Raw genomic sequence first — 19,880 nt, forward strand, 5'->3', positions numbered from 1 at the left:
TTCAAAATAGATGAAAACATAGGACATGAAATAACACAAATATACTTAGTTGATTTCAAAGATAACAACCTATATCAGAAAGAATGTTTTACTGTAGTAAGAAATAATATCAGGGGATAAGATACTGTATCCTAACGGATTAACAGAATTAATGAAAGAAGAGGTATTCCGCTAACGGATATGTCGGATGACAAGAACTTAGTCCGAATCAAGTCCGCGTAAATCGCGGGCTTTTTAATTAATCGGATCAAGTTCTTGTCAATTGGCAATGTCATGAACTTGATCCGATTGCCGATTTGTGACAAGAACATTGTCCGATTGCCGACAAGATTAAAAGGGCGCGCTCAGCTAACTGGCAGGATAGTTCAAACACTTCTCGAATACTTCGAGTATGAACTTGAACTTTGCGAAGTTCGTAAATTAGAGTTAGATGAAATCACTGTAAAGGCGTACAAACCATGGATCTTTTGTCTTTTTCAACTGGATACAAGATAAACAATCGAAATCTGATACTGTTTGATTGGAACGGAAAACATGCAAATGAGTTTGTAGATTCAAATCAACAATATAGAAGAAGTATCATTAAGTTTGTAATTGAGAATGAACAAATATTTTTTCCGGTTGAACTTATTAGAGATTTATTTTTGGAAGAAGCGAAATGGTCAGTTCAAGCCTGGTCAGTAGAATTTGATTTTCATAAATTAGGTGAGAAGTTAATCAGATATGGGAAAGACAAGTTTCTTAATGACTTTTTAGTTGGTGCATTTTCAAGTTTTGATACATATTGTTCGAGTAGAATGATGAATCTTCAACGTTTTGAAATTGAATCAGTAATTGAAGAATTAAAGAAGAGAATTAAAGATCCAGAAAGTAAGGACTATAAAGATAAATACGAATCTGGAATAGAATTATTTGAAAGTTACCTAAAGGGAAATCAAAGGGAAGGTCTTATTCAATTAACAGGAGACGTCAGAGTATCAAATATTAAAGTCATAAAACCAAGTAAAATAAAAACGATATTCAGAACAATATATAAGAAATTAAAGAGATTGTAAGTAAAACTGAGGGACTGTGACTTCATATAACACACTTCGGGCCGAGATAGAGACAAGTAACGAATTTCGTTCAAGTAACGGGAAACGATAGCTCCATAATATTGTATTGTCTTGGCTGCCGGCGATTCACTGGGCAGCTTATTCCGTTAACGGGCGGCATTCTTAAAGAAGGTAGAATGTAAATTTCTCCTAAATCAGTCCTAGGACGAGGATAAAATTTTCTTCTTTTGTGCCTACCGAAACACGAATATGGTGAGGGAGGCTCCAGATTCCTCTGGAACGAACAAATAAAATGATTTCGAGTATAAATGGTCAAATGGAAGAAGAAGATGCAAAGGTCATATTTGAAAGCATTGCAGGTGCTGGAGTAGATTATATACACGTAACTGATTTATAATTCAATAGATCTTTAACGGAGTTAAATTCACGATTTTGCATAGAAACTAAAGCAAGTAGGGGGCAGGCTCGTAGATAAAGCGGGTCTATTTTTTTATGAGCTTTTGAAGGTTTTCGAACTAACGTAAGTCATGCATACTCCTGACCATCAAGGTAAATATTACTTCTATCATAAAAACTTGGGTCTTTATCCATTGAGCAAAAGTACGCAGGGGAATGGGGGAAATGGAATTGGCGCAGGAACCAATAAGTACTTCTGCGGTTTTGAACCTGGAAAGAATTAAAGAACGTTATACCGAGAATGAACTGCTCATTATCAGAGACCTGTGCCATACGGATTCGAACTGTGGTGCCTTCATCGTCTATTTAACGATACTCGTGGATGAAAAAAGATTAAATCAACAAATCATCCGAAAAATTAACGTGGATTTATTGCAGTACAGCGGGCCGGTAGAAAAAACGATATTAACATCGCTGTACTCTCTAGGCGACGTAAAAGTACTGTTGGATATGGACGAAGTCGTAAGCCATATTGCCGATGCAAATTTTGTTATTTTCATAGAAGGAAATGCTGAAGTATATGCAATGAATTTGCCAGGCTACGAGACGAGGGCAGTAGAAGAACCGCAGCTTGAACTTAACGTGCGCGGACCACGCGAAGGGTTCACTGAAGACTTGCAAAAAAACTTGGGCATGGTTTTTCGGCGGATGAAATCATCGAATTTAAAAGCGAAAATGTACAATCTTGGACAAGAAAGTCAAACGAAAGTGATGATTCTATATCTTGCGAACCGTGCTGACACTGAAGTGTTAAAAGAGATCAGTAGAAGAATAGAGTCTATCCATTTAAATGCTCTTGTAGATAGCACACAAATCGAAGAATTGATCCAGGATAGCAATTTTTCGCCATTCCCTCAGATCCTGAATACAGAAAGACCTGATCGTGTTATTACAGCGGTGAATAGAGGGAAAATCGTCATTATGACAGACGGGACGCCAAACGCCTTAATTGCCCCTAGCACATTCTTTGAAATGCTTCATCCCAGTGAAGATCTGTATGAACGGTTTTATTTCGCTAATTTTATGCGTTTTATACGAATAATCACATTGTTTATTTCTTTGTTTGGTCCTTCGTTATATATCGCGTTGACTACGTTTCATCTGGAAATGATTCCCACACCTTTGATGATGACCTTTCTCTCTGCGAAAGCGGGGATACCATTTCCGACCTTCATTGAAGCGCTGATCATGGAGGTGTCTTTCGAGGTGCTGCGAGAAGCGAGCTTGCGTCTACCACGCGTTGTGGGACAATCGGTCAGCATCGTTGGAGCTCTCATCATAGGAGAAGCGGCCGTACAATCAGGTATTGTGTCACGTCCGATGGTCATTGTTGTAGCGATGACAGGAATAGCTTCTTTTACGGTTCCGTCTTTTAGCACAGCTATATCTCTACGCATATTACGATTCCCGTTAATGTTTCTGGCGGCCCTTAGCGGCATGTTTGGACTATCAGTGGGCATGTTTCTGATCATTTTTCACTTGTGTTCCCTAAGATCATGTGGGGTTCTGTTTCTTGATCCACTTGGATCAAAAGAATGGAAGTATATTTTGAAAAAAGTTTTCCTGCTTCCGGTTAAGTACAGAAACGCCTCGCAGCATGCGGTAGTACTGGTGGACTCATCTAAGAGCCAGTCTGATTATTTTCCTAGGAAAGAATGGGATTAGCATGAACAAGGCTGCTCGGTTTCTACTATTGTGTATATTTGCGGCTATGATGGAAGGCTGCTCGCCGGACGTTAATGAAATCAGTGATATTGCTTTAGTCACGGCCGCTGCGATCGATTACGATATGAAAACAAAAAAATATACATTTACTTCCTACTGCGTCATGCCATCAAACACAAGTAAGGAACAATCCGGATCTCTTACTCAATGGGTGTCAAGTGCATCAGGGAATACCCTATTTGAAGCAGGCAGAAAAATGCGATCCCATGCCGGTAAAAATTTAATATTTCAGCATAACAAATTTTTCATTGTTAGCGAAAACGCAGCGCGTCACTCATTGTACGAGGTGGTGGATTTCTTATCCAGGAAACGTGAAATCCGCGTTACTGCCTACCCGATTATTACGAAAGGTCAAGCTTCGGATAAACTAAAACTCGGTGCTGAGTCCGGGGATCTGGTCTCGAATGACTTATTGGGTCAAATCCGAAATAATAAGCTTTTGGGTCAGAGTGCTACTTTAACAATAAAAGATTTTGCAAACTTATATGCGAATCCTGACCGCGGCTTTGTGTCCGGCCAATTGATATTAAAATCATCATTAAAAAACGCCGATAAAGTTCTTCTAATGAACGGAGGCGCTGTGGTATACAAGGAGAAATTTGTGGGTTGGTTGAAGGGAAATGATGTTTTGGTTGTTAACTTATTATCTAACAGAAAAAGTTGGGGAAATCTCCAATTTCCTGAAAGTATTAAATCAAAATCTGACCTAAGATTTTCTGCTATATTTCATGTAACGGGCTCAGAGATCCACAGCGGCTTTAATAACGGAAGTCCCAAGTTAAACATTAACCTAACATTAACTGCCTCCGTGGAAGATGTGAACCATGCAACGGAAGTTACCAATTCGGGAACCATTGTGAAGATGGAGTATGCAGCTGCTAAGCAAATAGAGAAAAAGATAAGGGCTAGCTTAGATCATTTTCAAAAAGTACTGAAAGTAGATATTATTGGGTTTTCGGATTATTTTTTTCAGCATCATCCGAAAGAATGGAAAACCATTCAAAGGGATTGGGAGAATATTTACCCTTCAATTCCAATACAAGTCCATGTCTCAGTCAAAATTGAAAAATCGGGTATGATTACGTCCGTAAAGGAGAAAATCGAATGATAAGTATAGCTATACTGATCAGTTCTCTATGTTATGGAGTCTTGTTTTTTTGTCGCTTACGCAAACAATCCTCGGTATCTGATGCCATTTTGATGTTGTTATTATGCGGATTTATTGCGGGTTATTTCGTGCCTCGTGTCGGAGAGAAGTGGCCCACAGTTGAATCTCTGAACAACTATTTATATACACCGGTATCCGATTACATCTTTCACCTATTGGAATTGAGAACGGGGGAAGGTTAAATGGCAGGGCTAGAAAAAATATCTCATATTCAGCTCGGCTGTTTATTATTTGGATTTATCTCTGGATTCGAAGGTTTATTTTTGACGGAAGCCAAAATATTAAAACAGGATGTTTGGATCGCATATCTCATTAATATCTTATTAGGCCTTGGAATTTTGTGGATCATTTACTACGTTCAACGCCAGTACCCTCAACTAAATATGGCTGATATCTGTGAAAAACTGCTTGGGAAGTGGGTGGGCAAAGCCATGCTCATCGTTTATCTTCTTAATAATCTTGAGTCGACGGCAGGAGGTTTCCGGGCGTTAACTATGTTCTACACGACAATTATTTTGCCAAATACACAATCGGATGTACTGATGTTAATTTGTGCAATTTGTTCTACTTATGCCGTATATGTCGGCTTGGGTGCTTTAGTGCGAACTACGGTAGTTGTTATTCCGTTTTTTTTATTCGCTTTTCTTTTTACTAGTCTTTATATTTTTCCTGAAATTCAAACCAACCCCTTCCTTCCTCAACTTCAAAGTAAATTTCCCGATGTGGTTCTCGCAGTCGCACACTTATTTACCTTTACTTTTAAGCAAATGATTACATTTGGATTTCTAATGTCACGGGTAGAACATACAAAGAAAATATACTCAAGCTGCTCGATAGCTGTAATAATGGCTGGGATTTATATCACCATAAGTTCTTATTTGACTCTTGGCTCACTAGGGCTGAATTATATTGAGACGTCAACATATCCTTTTTTTGCAACGATTCAATTGGTAAAGTTCGGAGAATATTTGGAAAGAATCGAGACCATCCTTATCGGGATATGGACGGTTTTTACCTTGATCTATATCATTGTCATGCAATATGTGTTTACGCTAGTGGTCGGACATGTCTTTAAAATAACAAAGATGAGACCCTTTGTCTTTGCTATCGGTCTTCTATTTTTTGCGCATTCATGTAGAAGCTTTATCCGAACTGCGGATCACTTCACATATGGAACTAGAATTTATCCCATTTCCTCGCTGCTCCCATGCATCGGCTTGCCTATCCTTTTAGCGGTTGTGACAATGATCAAGAAGCGGCGTAAGGCATCCTTATGAAGATTCATAACTTTAACACAATTATTACTTTTTGGTTACTATATAACAAAAAAGTGTGTACTTTTCTTTTTGTTACTTTTGATCCATACTATCATTTATACGATGTTCTTAAATTTATTTGATGATTAATGACAGTTAGAACATCTATACCAAACTAAAATTTACCTTAAGGGGGAATCATAATATGGGGAAGTTTGATGGTAAAGTAGCGGTTGTAACAGGAGGTACTAGCGGTATTGGTCTTGCAACAGCGCAACAGTTTGCAAAAGAAGGCGCGCATGTTTTTATTACAGGACGCAGACAAAGTGAACTGGATGCAGCGGTGAAGCTGATTGGGAAGAATGTAACTGGTATCCAAGGCGATATTTCAAAGTTAGAAGATTTGGACAAACTGTACGAAGCAGTGAAGCAAGAGAAGGGAAAATTGGACATCCTCTACGCAAATGCTGGGCTTGGTACCCTGCTTCCACTAGGTGAAATTACAGAAGAGCATTATTACAAGACATTCGATGTTAACGTAAAGGGAACGATATTCACAGTTCAAAAGGCATTACCCTTGTTTCCGAACAAAGTAGGTTCAATAATACTGACTGGGTCTACGGCCGGTTCGATTGGGGATCCAGCGTTCAGTATCTATGGCGCATCAAAAGCAGCAATAAGGCAGCTAGTTCGCAACTGGATACTTGATCTAAAAGGTACTGAAATTCGTGTAAACGTCGTTAGTCCTGGATTCGTTCATACACCGGCTTATGATGACTTATTTGGAGCTGAGGTCGAAAATGTCCTTGAGCACGCCAAGTCCGTAACTCCACTGGGCAGAGTAGGAACCGTTGAAGAAATCGCAAATGCTGTCATGTTCCTTGCTTCTAATGAAAGCAGCTATGTAAATGGAATTGAATTGTTCGTGGATGGCGGAGTTGCACAAATTTAGTTCGGAAATTTACCACTAGGATTTCATAAAATAAAACTAAGGGGTGTACGACAATGTCGACAAATTCAAATCAAGTTATTCTAAACATCCGTTTCAAAATAAAACCAGGAAAGAAAGAGACTTTCCGCGATAGTCTCTTTGCAATGATTAACAATTTCAGAGACGAGCCTACCTTCGTAACTGCCATTGTCTCTGATGATATCGATAGTCCGAATGATCTTGTCATTTATGAAATCTGGCAAGGTACTAGAGATAGCTGGGTACAGGAAGAGTTTCCAAAGCCTTATCGCAAAGAATATGAGGAGACACTTACAAGCTTAATTGATGACAGAATTGTAAGCTGGCTTGAACCAATCGGAGAATGGGGAAGCCAACTGACGAATGTGCCTCGCTAATTAAATGATGTAGGTAAAAAGCTCGTTAAAAAGTAAAGCCAGCATGATACACCCTCGTATCATGTTGGCTTTATTAATACCGTTCGAGGGGCTCAAAGTTAATTAAAACCGCTTGAAAGAGGTTGATGAAAGATGAGCACGAAAACATTAAAGGAAGCTAATTTTTTCGAAATTGTAAAAGGAAGGCGTTCTGTCCGTGAGTATGATCCCTCCTTTCAATTGACAAAAGAAGAAGTAGAGGAACTCATTCAAGAAGCTGCGTTGGCACCATCTGCGGGAAATCTCCAACCCACACGTTATTTCGTCATACATGACAAAGAATCAAAAAATCAATTATATCCGATTGCAAATAACCAAGCACAAGTCACAACAGCTTCAGTTGTGATTGCTATTCTTGGCGATCTCGAAGGACATAAGAAGGCTGAAGAAATTTATGGTAAAGCCGCAGAGTTAGGGTACATGACACATGCAATTAAAGAGCAGTTTGTTAAAAACTTTGCAGCTCTTTTTCCTCGATTCAGTAATCAGGATATGAGGGAACTTGTAACATTTGATGCGGGGCTCGCCGCAATGCAGTTGATGTTAGCAGCCAAAGCAAAAGGGTATGAGACTAATCCAATGAGCGGGTTTGACAAGGCTAGATTCAGTAAGGAGTTTGGAATCGAAGATCGTTATGTAGTGATGGCGTTAGTCACCATTGGCAAAGGCGTTAAAGAAGGACATCCTACAACTCGTTTACCGGTTGAAAAGGTTACTTTTTGGCACAATAAATAAAGCTAATAAGAAAGGAAGAAGTACATTGACAATCGGAATTATTGGAGCGGGAAGAGTTGGACGTGCATTTGCAACTAAGCTTGTACAAGCAGGCTATGATGTTGTAATTAGTAATAAAAGCGGGCCAGAAGCGTTAGAACCCTTTGTGAATAAATTAGGTAAAGGAATTAAAGCGGGAGCTATTGAAGAGGCTGCAAGGGCCAAAATTGTAATGGTTGCCATTCCGTGGATTAAACTTGAAGAATTGTTATCTAAACTTCCCAACTGGGAAGGACGGATTGTTATAGACGCCAATAATGCCTTTTTAACGTATGAACCAGATTACCAGGTTGCTGATCTTGGAGGAAGAACATCAAGTGAGATCTTCGCGGAGTGGGCACCGGGTGCACGTATCGTAAAAGCGTTTAATACTCTTTTTGCTGACTATATCGAGGAAAATCCAATGGTGGGCCCTGGAAGACGTGTACTCTTTTACTCAGGCAACGATAAAGATGCCAAGCAGGAACTTGGACAACTATTTGAAGAACTAGGTTTTGCTCCAATCGATCTAGGAGATCTTGCAACAGGTGGGAGAATGCAGCAGCTCGGTTCTCCTCTAGCAGGACTTAATTTGCTAAGACTATAATAGGTGTTTGCACCAAAACTAAAGGAGACCAATATGACAACAACTACGGATCAAATTGTAATTTTAGTACGATTTAAATGAAAACCAAATTCAAAAGAAGCTTTTTTTGGAATTTTAAAACCCCTATTTGATACAATGTCTCAAGAGCCTACTTTTGTGAATTCAATTGTGCATGAGGATCTGGACAACCCTGATGATGTTGTGTTTTATGAAATTTGGAACTGCTCAAGAGAGACTTGGTTGGCAGAAGAAGCAACAAAGCCCTACCGCAATGCGCCATTTGAACAAGCGGGGCCGATGGTAATTGAAAGAACGTTGAACTGGCTAGTCTCTGCTGGTGAATGGGGAAGCCGTCTGACCTCAGGCAAGCATCATTAAACTTTATAGATCAGAAAGACTAGTAAGATTTGATATTCGGAGGATTAAAGAATGGGCACAGCTAATGAGCTAATGCAAAAACATTTCAAGATTTGGAGTGAAACTGATTTCGAAAGTAGAAGAAAGGCAATCGATGAGGCTTACTCGGAAAACTGCCGTGTGTATGATCCTTTCTATGCAGATGTATTTGTTGGTCGCGATGCGCTCATGACTTTGATCGATGAAGTACAAGGTAAGTTTCCAGGGTTTGTTTTCACTATTATTCCTGGATCTTTAGATGAGCACCATGGCCATGTAAGGGTTAGTTGGTATTACGGACCGTCTGACAAACTTCAAACGATAACCGGGCAGGATTTCATGCTCATTGAAAATGGTTTGATCCATTCCGTGTCCGTCTTTATTGACACACCTGCAGAATAAAATCGTTCTTTAATAGAAAAAGAAAAAAATTTGGCGCCTGTTTTCACAGAGCGCCAGATTTCAGTTATTAAGGAAGATCAATTAGGATAAATCTTGTATGATCTACTGCGGTAAGTTGAAGCGATGAGATATTTGTTATTCGAGCTGTGTCTCTTTTATTAAGAAGCTCCGCTTCATTAAATTTTAACGAACCTTCTACGATGAATACAAAGATGCGACGGCCTTCCGGTTGTTCAAACTTCAAAGATCTTCCTGCTTCCAGATCGGATAAATAAATCGTGAGATCCTGATGGATATGTGAAACATTAACCGATGAATTTTTTGAAACAACAGGCAATAATGCGTTTTTCATGAGTAGAGGATCATATTGAGTGGTCTGATATGAAGGTTCTAAGTCTTGTTCCTCTGGATCAAACCATAGTTGAAGGAAATTTACTGTATCTTCGCCTGGATTCATCTCAGAATGTACAATTCCAGTTCCAGCTGTCATGCGCTGCACGCCGCCAAATGTGGTCTCCGCAGTATGTCCGGTACTGTCTTTGTGCTGTAATTGACCCTCCAGAACAATAGACACGATTTCCATATTCCGGTGAGGGTGCATACCAAAACCACGTTGACCTAATACAAAGTCATCATTTAAAACCCGCATGGGTCCGAAACTCGTCGTTTTCGGATCATAGTAATCTGCAAAAGAGAAACTCAGGTTACTGACTAACCAGCCAAAATCTGCATGGTGCCGAGATGATGCCGGAAATATTTGAATCATTGTCACACCCACTTCAGTTTATTATTAATGCTTTTACTGTCTGCCATTAAATGATATTATGAATCAAAAGTAACAATAATAAAAGTACACACTTTTTTGTTACATAGTGACCAAAAAGTAACAATTGTAATCGGGAGATGTTATAAACAATATGAAAACTTACTACTGCGACCTAGAAGTTACTATGGAGGTTATCGGAGGGAAATGGAAGGGGCTTATCTTGTACTATTTGATTAAAGGCCCGAAACGGACGAGCGAGTTAAAGCGACTTGTGCATAGTATTACTCAAAAAATGCTTATTCAAACGCTCAGAGAATTGGAAACTGACGGACTAATTAGTAGGAAAATGTACAATCAAGTACCTCCAAAAGTCGAATATTCAACAACAGAACTTGGTCAATCGCTTGAACCTATTTTGAGAGCACTTTGCGGTTGGGGTGTAAATTATGCAGAGAAATCATTCGCTGAGGGTGAAGTTCAAATTTTGCATTTAAATTAAAAATATCATAAAACGATGTACTGATGTCTCCAGCTCTGTCATTCAATGATGACATGCTTGGGGACATTCTTTTTTATTAGAATCAGGAGCAATTTATGAACTCATTCAAAGCTCAATAGGGGATACTTTGTTAGAAACGAGTATGATCTAAAGCTAACAATTATATTCAGAGAAATTGGAGCGGCATTCAATTATCACTTTTGGTTACTATATAACAAAAAAGTGGGTACTTTTTTAATTCAATACATTTGACCCATAATAGCTCTTTTGGGATCTACGGAAGAAAGACAAATCAAGTTATTCTCAACATCCGTTTCAAAATAAAACCAGGTAAGAAAGAGAATTTCCGCGACAGTCTCTTTGCAATGATTAACAATTTCAGAGACGATCCTACCTTCGTAACTGCCATTGTCTCTGATCATATCGATAGTCTGAATGATCTTGTCATTTATGAAATCTGGCAAGGTACTAGAGATAGCTGGGTACAGGAGGAGTTTCCAAAGCCTTATCGCAAAGAATATGAGGAGACACTTACAAACTTAATTGATGACAGAATTGTAAGTTGGCTTGAACCAATCGGAGAATGGGGAAGCCAATTAACGAATGTGCCTCGCTAAAATGTTCTAGCCGATTTTTCTTTTTCCTTGAAGAGAGAATGGAAAATGAACGCACGATAACATCACACAACCCGCCATATTTGTTGGCGGGTATTATTTGTCCCTTGTCGGAGACAAGGACATTGTCCACCGACAAGATAATGTATGTTTGCCCAAATCGGTTTCCTTAATGTAGTTAAATATTATGATTAATTGGGGTCGAACCTACTAAAAATCGGTTTCCTTTCCGAAATATTAACTGTGATGGCGGGTGACAAGAACACAGTAACATTACAACCCATAAAATGCGGTTTTTTTGTGTTATGCTATCAAGTTCTTGTCAAAATGAAATGACAAGAACTGACAAGAACTTTGTAACATTCCCGACAAAGTGCCGAAGTGCGGGAGCTTTGAGATCATGCCACATGAAACAGATGGTTGTCGACAGAAATCGAGAATAGATCTCATTAACGGTAGTAGGCAAAATGATCAGTGGGAGTATTTATTGAACTGTCCGAATACTTGGACGATGACAAACCCTGCATATTTCGATCAATCTATTACTTTGCAACACAAAGACTGCCGAGATTTATATTCGGCAGTCTTCTCTTCGATGCCAACTTTAGAAGTTTTTGGCTAGTTCGAGCGCTTGTTGAATGGCTTTTTCTTTAATAGTAGGTGCTTGATCTGGTGAAGCTCCCATGCCCTCGATATAAATAACTTCAATTGAAGGTATACCTATGAATTTCGATACAACTGTCAAGTACCGGTGGCTGAATTCGAAGCCTGCCGCTGGTCCCTTGGAGAGCACGCTTCCGGAAGCCTGAATATGGAGCAGTTTTTTGTCAGAAGCTAAGCCAATAATGCCTTCTGGAGTATATTTAAATGTTTTTCCGGCTACACATATGGCGTCAATGTAAGCTTTCAATACGGGTGGAAATAAGAAATTCCAAACTGGATTGACGATGACAATTTTATCTGCAGCCACAAATTGATCAACCAGTTCACTCAAACGTACCACTTTGGCCTGGGAACTCAAGCTCAATTGATCGAAAGAACTTCCGCTTCGCAATTGGCCCCAGCCACTTTGGTCATTCGCTGCAGCTGACTGGTTTGGCTGAAATCATTTGGGATGAGGCGGCGATTGCGTCCTTTCCTGGTGCGGGACGAGTAGTGAGATTTGAAATTAGGGACGTCGTTCAATTGAATAATGCCACTGAACTATGGTGGGAAGATTCAGAGATGTCGCCATTTAATCCGAAAGGCTGATTGTATTACTATTATATTTAGGAGGGATTAAACATGAGTATTAATAAATATTTGATCATTGTTCAAGCCAATCAGCAAGATATGGGGAGAGCGATGCACGGACTGCTCTATGGAAAAGAACTGCACGAGGCTGGGATGGAGGTTGAACTCTATTTTGACGGTGCGGGAACGCAGTGGCCAAATGAATTCAGCAAACCAGATCACATGCTTAATCCATTATACAAGCGAGTGATGAAGACTGGTATTATTAAAGGCGGCTGTGGAGCGTGCGCTGGATTCTTTGAAGTCGCTGAAGAAGTGCAACAAGCAGGAGTTAAACTGGTCGGAAACGACTCCAGCGGCGGCCATTTAGCGTTTGCTCAATTTATGAAGGATGGATTTGTGCCTATCGTTTTGTAAATAAATTGCTTCATTTAACCCCGCTTTTAAGGGAGGCCACAGAAAAAGTTCCTTAACTACATCAAAGGGTACAGCCACTCAAAAAAATTGAGGATGCTGTACCTTTTTTTCGGTATGATTATGAGAATTTTTGATAATCCAACAGATGACAATAAAGCACTTAGTAAATAAGTTGATCAATATGTAAGCAGGTTGACTATATAAATTCTAGTTTCTAATAAAAGGCGGTGTGTGTTTTTGATGCTGCGCCTCGGGAATGAGATAAAGTTCTTGTAAGAGCATTATTGTTACGCTAACTGGCAGATTGGACAGGGCTTCAAAACCCTACATTACCAATCATTACGACAGTATCATCAGTTGCGTACTGGTAGCGCTTCTGATGGCTCTTTTGCTTTGCATGGATGTTGTGCAAGACTAGATTCATTTATCGAAACCATCTAATAAGATTTGGCATGTTGAGGGTACTTCGTAGGTTATGATAAGATTATTAGATATCAAGAGAGAAATTGAGGTGAGAAGCTTGGACCGACTTTATGATATGTTACACTTTAACTCGGAGTTTGTAGAGAAGAAGGAATTTGAAAAATATAAAGCATCTAGATTCAAAGATAGAAAGATGGTTGTTGTAACTTGTATGGACTCAAGGCTAACCGACCTTCTTCCCCGAGCGTTAAATATTAAGGATGGAAATTCCAAAATCATTAAAGATGCTGGAGCGATTGTTTTGCATCCATTTGGCAGCGTTATGCGTAGCGTTATTGTTGCTGTATATGAATTAAATGCCGATGAAGTGTTTGTGGTCGGACATCATGATTGCGGGATGAGCTGTATTGACCCTAGCGAAACCATTAATAAAATGAAGGAGAACGGCATATCTTCCGAAACTATCGACACCCTCGAAAGCTCCGGAATTAATTTGCAACAGTGGCTACACGGTTTCGATAGTGTTGAAGATTCCGTCAAAGGAAGCGTGCAAACGGTCAAGAACCATCCCCTCCTGCCAAAACACATTCCAGTTCATGGCCTTGTAATCGACCCGGAAACAGGAAAGTTGGATTTAATAGTTGACGGTTATAAACATAAGTAATCGTAGGGAAATCCGAATTGAATGAAGCCGTCCTAGATCACGAAACGCTATTCTGGGGAATACTGAGCTATCGAGAAACGTTAGTTACATACACTATCAAGATAAGGCTGCCGGCAAAATCGGCAGCCTTTGCTCAACTAACGGGCAGAATAGTTACATAAAAAGGAAAACAATATTTGTTGCCGAAATTGTTACTGGTTATGTATTAATCCCCTTTTGCCATTATAGAACCTATTTTGTGAACAGGAAAAATGGGATGATTGAAGATTGGATTTTTTGGAATAGGCGGATTAACTGTTCTTCACCAAGCATTAAGTTTACTACCTCACGAAGATTACATCTATTATGCTGATGTTTTAATTCAATCAATCGGGGCAGTTACAGTGGGGATGATCATTTACCAAACGGGAAAGTGGCGGAGCTCGGATTACAAATCAACCGGGACACGAAGGAAGGACCGGCCAATCCGAACGTTTCGCCGTTATAACCGTTGAAGGAGGCAGACAATTCATGGGAGGAACGAATGTATGGGATGCGGAGTGGGAGGTTAGCGAAGAGCAGGCGCGGACGCTGATCGGTATCCAATTCCCGCAGCTGTCATCGAAGCAAGTGAAGCGGTTGGGCTGGGGCTGGGACAATACGGTTTTTCTCATCGGTGACGAGTACGTGTTCCGGTTTCCAAGAAGAACGATTGCGGTCGGATCGATTCGTATGGAAGGGAAGCTGCTGCCAAAGCTGGAGGCATATATGACCGTCCCCTACCCGAAACCTTTGTTTTATGGTGAAGCAAGTGACGTATACCCGGCACCATTTCTTGGCTATACTTACGTGCCAGGAGATTTCCCCATCAGCTTGACGGAAGAACGCCGGGCTTTATCGGCTGAGACGCTGGCGAAATTTTTGCGGAGATTGCATGAGTTTCCGGTGCAGGCGGCACTGGAGTGCGGAGTTCAGATAGATCATCGAAACTTGACGGACATCACATCGCGCAAAATGAAATTGGAGAGTTCTCTATCGAAAGTATTTGCACACTTGTCATCGAGAGAGTCCGCTGCGATCGAAGCGTACATAAGCGGGCTGCACACAGACCGTGTCGAGGGTGTGAATGCGCTGCTACATGGCGATCTTCATTTCAAAAATATGCTGGTGAATGAGAACGGGATCGTTTCCGGCATCATTGATTGGGGCGATCTGAACGTCGGCCATCCGGCTTGCGATTTGAGCGTTGCTTACAGCTTTTTGCCTAAGTACGCTCGCGGCGTATTTTTTGAAACGTACGGAGGGACGGACGAGGAAACGAAGCTGCTGGCGCGACTGATCGCGGTGTACATCCCAGTTGGGATCTTGATACAGGCGGTCGATGACGGGAATGAAGCGATTGTGGCAGAGGCGAAATCGAATATCATGCGGGCACTGTCGGAGTAGGCTTATTATTTCGTTGCGGCAATGGGGCTGATGGCTATCGGCTCCATTTTGTCGTTAAAGGCTTCGGTACGATTCGCTCCTGAATAAGTCATTTACGCTAACGGAAACTATAGCTAAATAAAGGACTATATACAAAGGAAGGCAGCCGATTCAGTTTGGACGGCTGCCTTTTCCTGCTCAGGCAGGAGGTCATACTGTAACTAACTAATAATCATCTTCAGTAAAGGGTAGGAATTGGGGGGCACGCGACGACATCAATAATTCTTGGATCAATGCCATAAAACATCCAAAACGCTCCATTCCACCTATAACCTGAAACTTCACCGTACTCTACACGAGTCGGATAAAACCAGAAATTGTCTCCATTCAGAAGCCAAACATATGTGTATTCATATAAACAGTCAACTACATAGGATACCTCAGGTTTTGGCGGGATGAATGCAGGTGGAGGAGATTGCGGTTGTCTCATGTACAACTGCGGTTGTTGGATAAAAAACATTGAAAATTCCACTTCCTTTTAATAGGTTGTAATTTATCGTATTTCATGCTATGTGGGTTAATAACTAATTGACTGTACAGGTGCCTAAGACGATGAAGAAGTCAGTCGATCACATATATGTTGATGGGCAGGATAGTTTAATCACTTCTCGAATACCTTAGGACATGGTAAATTTATGAAGATTTGATGACTTTAATTTTCAAGAAATAAGTTAACATCGTATCAACTCTGCGAGGCATTCGCCCCTCGTCCATTAAACTAACGGAAACGAGAGCTCAATAGCAGTAGGAGAAAGCAGCCGACAAGAGGATCGGCTGCCTTATCCGCGTTATGAGGTATTTTTTTATATACCCTATTTCACAGAAGGAAGCTGAGTTATGAATGGAATTGAAGCATTCATTGTTGGAAGTGTAAAATACTTAGGGAAAGAACGTTGGACTATAAGAGGACGTGCTTGTGAAGATATCAGCTTAGGAGATATTTTAGAGCATGATTTGGAAAGCACTAATGGTAATACTAAATTGGAAGTTTTATCAGTATCATCTTATGGCAGGGAAGTTACTACCTTGTACAAAATGATGACAGGATTAATTGTTGTAAGTGTAAAACAAGAATGTGAATTAGATAATGTTAAGATGTTATTTAAATAGTTTTTTTTTAAATGATTTTGGGAAAGGATTGAACTAACGGAAACGAGAGTTCAATCACAATACAACGGCAGCCGGATACACGATCGGCTGCCGTTGTCCGTTCAAGTAACGGGCAGGATACTTGAATGAGAATGTCGATACAAAGTAGTTTGGTAAATGTTAAAATAAGAAAAAATAACCAATTTATTATTAAAGGTGGGATCTTAGATGAAGTATTTAATTCTCATTTTGTTCTCAATCGCCTTTTTAACAGGTTGCTCGCAAAATGATGGAAAATCATCCAGTAGCTATCCAAGTGCCGTTGTTTGGAATAATATCCTTTATGGACTTTCCGCAGAGGAGGTTCCCATCCAAGACATTGGTAAGGAGATTGGCAAGATTGAACGAAGAACAACTCCGATGCCAAAGAAGAACGGAGAATCTAATGCTAAACCAGTTGGAAGCCAATTATTTGAAATTAAAGGGATAGATTCTAAACAAGCTATAGCGGTTAAAGTAAATGAGAAGTATCAAAGAGCGTCAATACTTACCAACTAAGCCATTTAATTGACAGGTTTATGAATTGGTCATTGAACTAACGGAAACGTTTGTTGAATACTGATATAGCGGCAGCCGGCCACCCGATCGGCTGCCGTTGTCCGTGGAAGTAAAGGGCAGTTTAACGGAGCAATTTAGCACACTTAAATGAAAAAAATGATTTTTTTGGAAACATTTTCATATGAAGAGGCGTAATACTTAAGGAAATAATGTTTTGAAAAATCATATCTATGTAAATTTAATTGGTGAAAAAAACAGGGGAACACAATATGGTATAAGAGTGTCTTTAAGTGTAAAGGAGGATAAAGAACAATACGCCTTGATGGAAAAAGATGTCGAACAGATAAAAGCCAGTTTTGAGATTAAGAAATAATCCTTCAAATTCTTCTTCTGGATGTATTCAATATGTAGGCTGATTCGGCTATCGATGGTAGCACCGTTAAGATAACGGCGAACGATAGTTGGGGGACTTGTTTCAAGTAGGGGGTATAATATGGTTTCAATCATTCAAATGAAACTCGAAGATTCTTTTAAAATACGAGATATCGATCGTTCAGAAACAATAAATATCATCTATAAATGTTTGACACTCGATACATATATAAAAATAGTGTATAGCGACATTAAAATGGGATCATTGCTTTCCTAGATATATCAAGGGTTTTTCAACATTAAGGGAGTAGTTTAATGTCACGATTGAATGACATTAAACTACTCCCTTTCTCCGTATTTGACATTAAAATAGTACCATCAACCGCGGCGGAGTTTTTTTGCTAAGAAGTGAATGATTATTTCACGCTGAAAGCAACACCTAGTTACACTTATTGGCGTCATCGATTCGCAGTTAGAGCATCAGTTATATTCTGCTAGGGCATCGCTATGGTACAATCCGGTGTACTGCCAGGTGGCAGTACGCCAGAATCATTAGTGTTCAAGGGAAATAAAATATTAGACTGAATAAAGTTGTAGCTCAGTTTATAAAGTTTTAGACTGAGGTTTGGCCATTAAGCTAACGGGCAGTTTAGCCTGGCGGACTTCGACAGTAGGTAGGGGGTTACATCAAAATGAAGTTGTTTGAATGGTGATAGGGTCATAGCACTTCCACCGCTCGGAGCTAAATTTGAAGCGATACGACACAAATAAATTCCAGCATATGGTATAATTGAGTGAAAGTTATACATTGATGAGAGAATGATTTTATTGAGGGGATGGTGTTACATTGTTTTGGATTATTGCAACTGTTATTGCATCCATTTTGTTTTTTATAAACTTTGTACCAATTGCAAAGAATCAGGGGACAACATTAAACACAATATTCGGTTCAATTTTGATTGGATTTATTCTTTACAGTATTTTTATGATTTGTGGAATGATAAAGACTAATTTTTAACGGGAAAATAAATGCCAATTCTGTATTTCAAAGGGGAGATTTAAATTTGAAAAAAATTAAGCTTTTATTGTTGGTTTGTATTGTTCTCGTTTCACTATCCGCGTGCACTAAAGATAACGTACTATCCCAATCTTCAAATAACACCCAACAACAGACGCTGAAAACAAATACTCCTGCAACTGAACCTGTCGTTGTCGGTACTTCTACAACACCACCACCAGCAATAACTCAACAACCGACGAAAGATACCGAGAGCATAGTTTATGAAAACACTAAATACAATTTCGTTCTCAAAATCCCCAAAAGTTGGGACGGGAAATACGATGTTGTTGAAAATGCAGATGGTCTTAGATTTGTCTACAAAGCAAATAAAAATGGGACACTATTTTCTATAACATTATGGTCTAAAGAGAAATGGAGTACAGACGGGGCAGAACTTGCGAAAAATATTCATATATCAAAGATAGGTGAAATGGAAGACAAGATTTATACGTTGAGTACCCCAACTGACGTGCAGGTCGACCCAAGTGATAAGAAGATGACGGCTGATTACGCATCTATGTGGGAGGACATTGAAGGCATAAAAGGCACTTTCGAGTTTAAAAAATAAAATGTACGAGATGTTACAAAGTTTTCTTCAAAACTTGCCGCTCCGACAGGGCGGTGACCGTATCACGTGTAAGTGTGTTGGTCATTACGCTAACGGAAACGAGAGCTCAATAAACAATTAGATGAGGCTGCCGTGTAAACGAACGGAAGATTCATTACGTTAACGGGCAGGATAGTTCAAAAGTATGTTGGAAACATGAGGGGGAAATGGTATTTTTATAAGTGGATATATCTGCACATCATATAATTTTGTAGGAACAAGGTGAATAAGATTGTATTCAATTTATAATGCTGTCACAATAGGGTCATTATTCTTGATTCTGTATGTTCTTATTGATTTCATTAGAAATAAAACCAAGAGCATTATTAGTAGAGTAGTTTTTTATAGTTTTATTTTTTACTTACTAAATGTAGTTCAAGTGACAACGGGAGGTATTATATTTCCTCCTCAGAATGATTCCGCACCAGTTTTGATGCAACTAATCCCATTTTATTTTATCGGTGACTGGATAAATATTTATCGAGGGGGATCTTAGTGGAAAATAAAGTGTGTTAGTGGAAAATAAAGTTCGTTAGTGAATGTTTACTTTTGTGAACATTCACTTTTTTATTTCTTGGGAGTTCTTTGATTAGTTTTCTTGAAATCTCAACAGATGAATTTACAGATGATACTTATGAAATTGTTTTGGAGTTGGACGAAGACATCTTACAAATAGTTAGCCAAGATCAACTTCTTGGTTGGTATCCGTCATTCAATCCTAACGGACAGTATAAGGTTAAGTTAGTTGAGTTAGTTGTTGAAGAGAAACAGCCCGAAAAGTGGGACTCATCACTAGTTACAATATAGAGTATAGATATTGAGATCGCATGTTCGTAGAATATGCTATAATAGGATTAATTTGTAATGAGCATGTGTCCAGTTTATGTAATATATAACTGTTTTTCAGAGA

At 39.5% G+C, this 19,880-nt stretch carries 23 protein-coding genes; 21 read left to right on the forward strand and 2 right to left on the reverse strand.

The window, feature by feature from the left end; translation table 11 throughout:
- Nucleotides 1–458 precede the first annotated feature (458 nt).
- The 10 genes from ASG93_RS12435 to ASG93_RS12485 all read left to right on the forward strand — a co-directional run bounded on the left by ASG93_RS12435 (nucleotide 459) and on the right by ASG93_RS12485 (nucleotide 9,204).
- On the forward strand, nucleotides 459–1,055 hold the full coding sequence (locus tag ASG93_RS12435; protein WP_056832343.1) for a hypothetical protein: 597 nt from the start codon (nucleotides 459–461) through the stop codon (nucleotides 1,053–1,055).
- A gap of 621 nt (nucleotides 1,056–1,676) precedes the next feature.
- A complete protein-coding gene (locus ASG93_RS12440) occupies nucleotides 1,677–3,176 on the forward strand; it encodes a spore germination protein (RefSeq protein ID WP_056832345.1) in 1,500 nt (499 codons plus the stop codon).
- Nucleotide 3,177: 1 nt separating this feature from the next.
- Complete coding sequence (locus ASG93_RS12445) at nucleotides 3,178–4,344, forward strand: Ger(x)C family spore germination protein (RefSeq protein ID WP_056832347.1); 1,167 nt, start codon at nucleotides 3,178–3,180, stop codon at nucleotides 4,342–4,344.
- 242 nt (nucleotides 4,345–4,586) lie between these two features.
- Nucleotides 4,587–5,681 carry a GerAB/ArcD/ProY family transporter gene (locus ASG93_RS12455; RefSeq protein WP_056832352.1) on the forward strand — a complete coding sequence of 365 codons (1,095 nt, stop codon included), beginning with the start codon at nucleotides 4,587–4,589 and terminating at the stop codon, nucleotides 5,679–5,681.
- A gap of 184 nt (nucleotides 5,682–5,865) precedes the next feature.
- Nucleotides 5,866–6,612, forward strand: a complete 747-nt coding sequence (locus ASG93_RS12460; protein ID WP_056832354.1) for an SDR family NAD(P)-dependent oxidoreductase — start codon at nucleotides 5,866–5,868, stop codon at nucleotides 6,610–6,612.
- Between the two features lie 53 nt (nucleotides 6,613–6,665).
- Nucleotides 6,666–7,007 (forward strand): putative quinol monooxygenase, encoded by a 342-nt coding sequence (locus ASG93_RS12465; protein ID WP_056832355.1) that lies wholly within the window; start codon nucleotides 6,666–6,668, stop codon nucleotides 7,005–7,007.
- 132 nt (nucleotides 7,008–7,139) lie between these two features.
- On the forward strand, nucleotides 7,140–7,781 hold the full coding sequence (locus ASG93_RS12470; RefSeq protein ID WP_056832356.1) for a nitroreductase family protein: 642 nt from the start codon (nucleotides 7,140–7,142) through the stop codon (nucleotides 7,779–7,781).
- Nucleotides 7,782–7,806: 25 nt separating this feature from the next.
- Nucleotides 7,807–8,406 (forward strand): NADPH-dependent F420 reductase, encoded by a 600-nt coding sequence (locus ASG93_RS12475; protein WP_056832357.1) that lies wholly within the window; start codon nucleotides 7,807–7,809, stop codon nucleotides 8,404–8,406.
- Nucleotides 8,407–8,562: 156 nt separating this feature from the next.
- A complete protein-coding gene (locus ASG93_RS35730; RefSeq protein ID WP_056832358.1) occupies nucleotides 8,563–8,784 on the forward strand; it encodes a hypothetical protein in 222 nt (73 codons plus the stop codon).
- Between the two features lie 51 nt (nucleotides 8,785–8,835).
- Entirely contained in the window at nucleotides 8,836–9,204 is a 369-nt protein-coding gene (locus ASG93_RS12485; protein WP_056832359.1) for a nuclear transport factor 2 family protein, read from the forward strand.
- A 67-nt stretch (nucleotides 9,205–9,271) separates the two neighbouring features.
- Here ASG93_RS12485 and ASG93_RS12490 read toward each other — a convergent pair whose 3' ends face one another.
- Complete coding sequence (locus tag ASG93_RS12490) at nucleotides 9,272–9,970, reverse strand: pirin family protein (RefSeq protein ID WP_056832360.1); 699 nt, start codon at nucleotides 9,968–9,970, stop codon at nucleotides 9,272–9,274.
- A gap of 151 nt (nucleotides 9,971–10,121) precedes the next feature.
- Here ASG93_RS12490 and ASG93_RS12495 point away from each other — a divergent pair, with 151 nt between their 5' ends.
- Nucleotides 10,122–10,469, forward strand: a complete 348-nt coding sequence (locus tag ASG93_RS12495) for a winged helix-turn-helix transcriptional regulator (RefSeq protein ID WP_056832361.1) — start codon at nucleotides 10,122–10,124, stop codon at nucleotides 10,467–10,469.
- 248 nt (nucleotides 10,470–10,717) lie between these two features.
- The gene (locus ASG93_RS12500) at nucleotides 10,718–11,086 is read left to right on the forward strand and encodes a putative quinol monooxygenase (RefSeq protein WP_414858861.1); all 369 of its coding nucleotides are present in this window, start codon (nucleotides 10,718–10,720) and stop codon (nucleotides 11,084–11,086) included.
- Nucleotides 11,087–11,687: 601 nt separating this feature from the next.
- Here ASG93_RS12500 and ASG93_RS12505 read toward each other — a convergent pair.
- On the reverse strand, nucleotides 11,688–12,086 hold the full coding sequence (locus ASG93_RS12505) for an FMN-dependent NADH-azoreductase (protein WP_414858867.1): 399 nt from the start codon (nucleotides 12,084–12,086) through the stop codon (nucleotides 11,688–11,690).
- Between the two features lie 92 nt (nucleotides 12,087–12,178).
- Here ASG93_RS12505 and ASG93_RS36320 point away from each other — a divergent pair, with 92 nt between their 5' ends.
- The 9 genes from ASG93_RS36320 (at nucleotide 12,179) to ASG93_RS12545 (ending at nucleotide 19,777) form a co-directional block, all read left to right on the forward strand.
- Nucleotides 12,179–12,334: a hypothetical protein gene (locus ASG93_RS36320; RefSeq protein WP_235550836.1), complete on the forward strand. Its 156-nt coding sequence runs from the start codon at nucleotides 12,179–12,181 to the stop codon at nucleotides 12,332–12,334.
- A gap of 33 nt (nucleotides 12,335–12,367) precedes the next feature.
- A complete protein-coding gene (locus tag ASG93_RS12510; protein ID WP_056832363.1) occupies nucleotides 12,368–12,733 on the forward strand; it encodes a DsrE family protein in 366 nt (121 codons plus the stop codon).
- A 520-nt stretch (nucleotides 12,734–13,253) separates the two neighbouring features.
- Nucleotides 13,254–13,820, forward strand: a complete 567-nt coding sequence (locus ASG93_RS12515) for a beta-class carbonic anhydrase (RefSeq protein ID WP_200984484.1) — start codon at nucleotides 13,254–13,256, stop codon at nucleotides 13,818–13,820.
- A gap of 510 nt (nucleotides 13,821–14,330) precedes the next feature.
- Nucleotides 14,331–15,245, forward strand: a complete 915-nt coding sequence (locus tag ASG93_RS12520) for a phosphotransferase (RefSeq protein WP_056832366.1) — start codon at nucleotides 14,331–14,333, stop codon at nucleotides 15,243–15,245.
- A gap of 876 nt (nucleotides 15,246–16,121) precedes the next feature.
- Nucleotides 16,122–16,394 (forward strand): hypothetical protein, encoded by a 273-nt coding sequence (locus tag ASG93_RS12530; protein ID WP_056832368.1) that lies wholly within the window; start codon nucleotides 16,122–16,124, stop codon nucleotides 16,392–16,394.
- Nucleotides 16,395–16,601: 207 nt separating this feature from the next.
- Nucleotides 16,602–16,931 (forward strand): hypothetical protein, encoded by a 330-nt coding sequence (locus ASG93_RS12535; protein ID WP_056832370.1) that lies wholly within the window; start codon nucleotides 16,602–16,604, stop codon nucleotides 16,929–16,931.
- Nucleotides 16,932–17,145: 214 nt separating this feature from the next.
- Nucleotides 17,146–17,304 carry a hypothetical protein gene (locus ASG93_RS35040; protein ID WP_156410882.1) on the forward strand — a complete coding sequence of 53 codons (159 nt, stop codon included), beginning with the start codon at nucleotides 17,146–17,148 and terminating at the stop codon, nucleotides 17,302–17,304.
- 1,063 nt (nucleotides 17,305–18,367) lie between these two features.
- Nucleotides 18,368–18,931: a hypothetical protein gene (locus tag ASG93_RS12540; RefSeq protein WP_056832372.1), complete on the forward strand. Its 564-nt coding sequence runs from the start codon at nucleotides 18,368–18,370 to the stop codon at nucleotides 18,929–18,931.
- A gap of 624 nt (nucleotides 18,932–19,555) precedes the next feature.
- Nucleotides 19,556–19,777, forward strand: coding sequence for a hypothetical protein (locus tag ASG93_RS12545; protein WP_056832374.1), 222 nt, complete (start codon nucleotides 19,556–19,558; stop codon nucleotides 19,775–19,777).
- Nucleotides 19,778–19,880: the final 103 nt, after the last annotated feature.

It is taken from the genome of Paenibacillus sp. Soil787 (assembly GCF_001429545.1).
In the GTDB taxonomy this organism is placed as follows: domain Bacteria; phylum Bacillota; class Bacilli; order Paenibacillales; family NBRC-103111; genus Paenibacillus_E.

Coding starts and splice junctions, on each gene's coding strand:
- ASG93_RS12435 (WP_056832343.1), top strand. CDS start 459: ATGGATCTTTTGTCTTTTTCAACTGGATACAAGATAAACAATCGAAAT.
- ASG93_RS12440 (WP_056832345.1), top strand. CDS start 1,677: ATGGAATTGGCGCAGGAACCAATAAGTACTTCTGCGGTTTTGAACCTG.
- ASG93_RS12445 (WP_056832347.1), top strand. CDS start 3,178: ATGAACAAGGCTGCTCGGTTTCTACTATTGTGTATATTTGCGGCTATG.
- ASG93_RS12455 (WP_056832352.1), top strand. CDS start 4,587: ATGGCAGGGCTAGAAAAAATATCTCATATTCAGCTCGGCTGTTTATTA.
- ASG93_RS12460 (WP_056832354.1), top strand. CDS start 5,866: ATGGGGAAGTTTGATGGTAAAGTAGCGGTTGTAACAGGAGGTACTAGC.
- ASG93_RS12465 (WP_056832355.1), top strand. CDS start 6,666: ATGTCGACAAATTCAAATCAAGTTATTCTAAACATCCGTTTCAAAATA.
- ASG93_RS12470 (WP_056832356.1), top strand. CDS start 7,140: ATGAGCACGAAAACATTAAAGGAAGCTAATTTTTTCGAAATTGTAAAA.
- ASG93_RS12485 (WP_056832359.1), top strand. CDS start 8,836: ATGGGCACAGCTAATGAGCTAATGCAAAAACATTTCAAGATTTGGAGT.
- ASG93_RS12490 (WP_056832360.1), bottom strand. CDS start 9,970: ATGATTCAAATATTTCCGGCATCATCTCGGCACCATGCAGATTTTGGC.
- ASG93_RS12495 (WP_056832361.1), top strand. CDS start 10,122: ATGAAAACTTACTACTGCGACCTAGAAGTTACTATGGAGGTTATCGGA.
- ASG93_RS12510 (WP_056832363.1), top strand. CDS start 12,368: ATGAGTATTAATAAATATTTGATCATTGTTCAAGCCAATCAGCAAGAT.
- ASG93_RS12520 (WP_056832366.1), top strand. CDS start 14,331: ATGGGAGGAACGAATGTATGGGATGCGGAGTGGGAGGTTAGCGAAGAG.
- ASG93_RS12530 (WP_056832368.1), top strand. CDS start 16,122: ATGAATGGAATTGAAGCATTCATTGTTGGAAGTGTAAAATACTTAGGG.
- ASG93_RS12535 (WP_056832370.1), top strand. CDS start 16,602: ATGAAGTATTTAATTCTCATTTTGTTCTCAATCGCCTTTTTAACAGGT.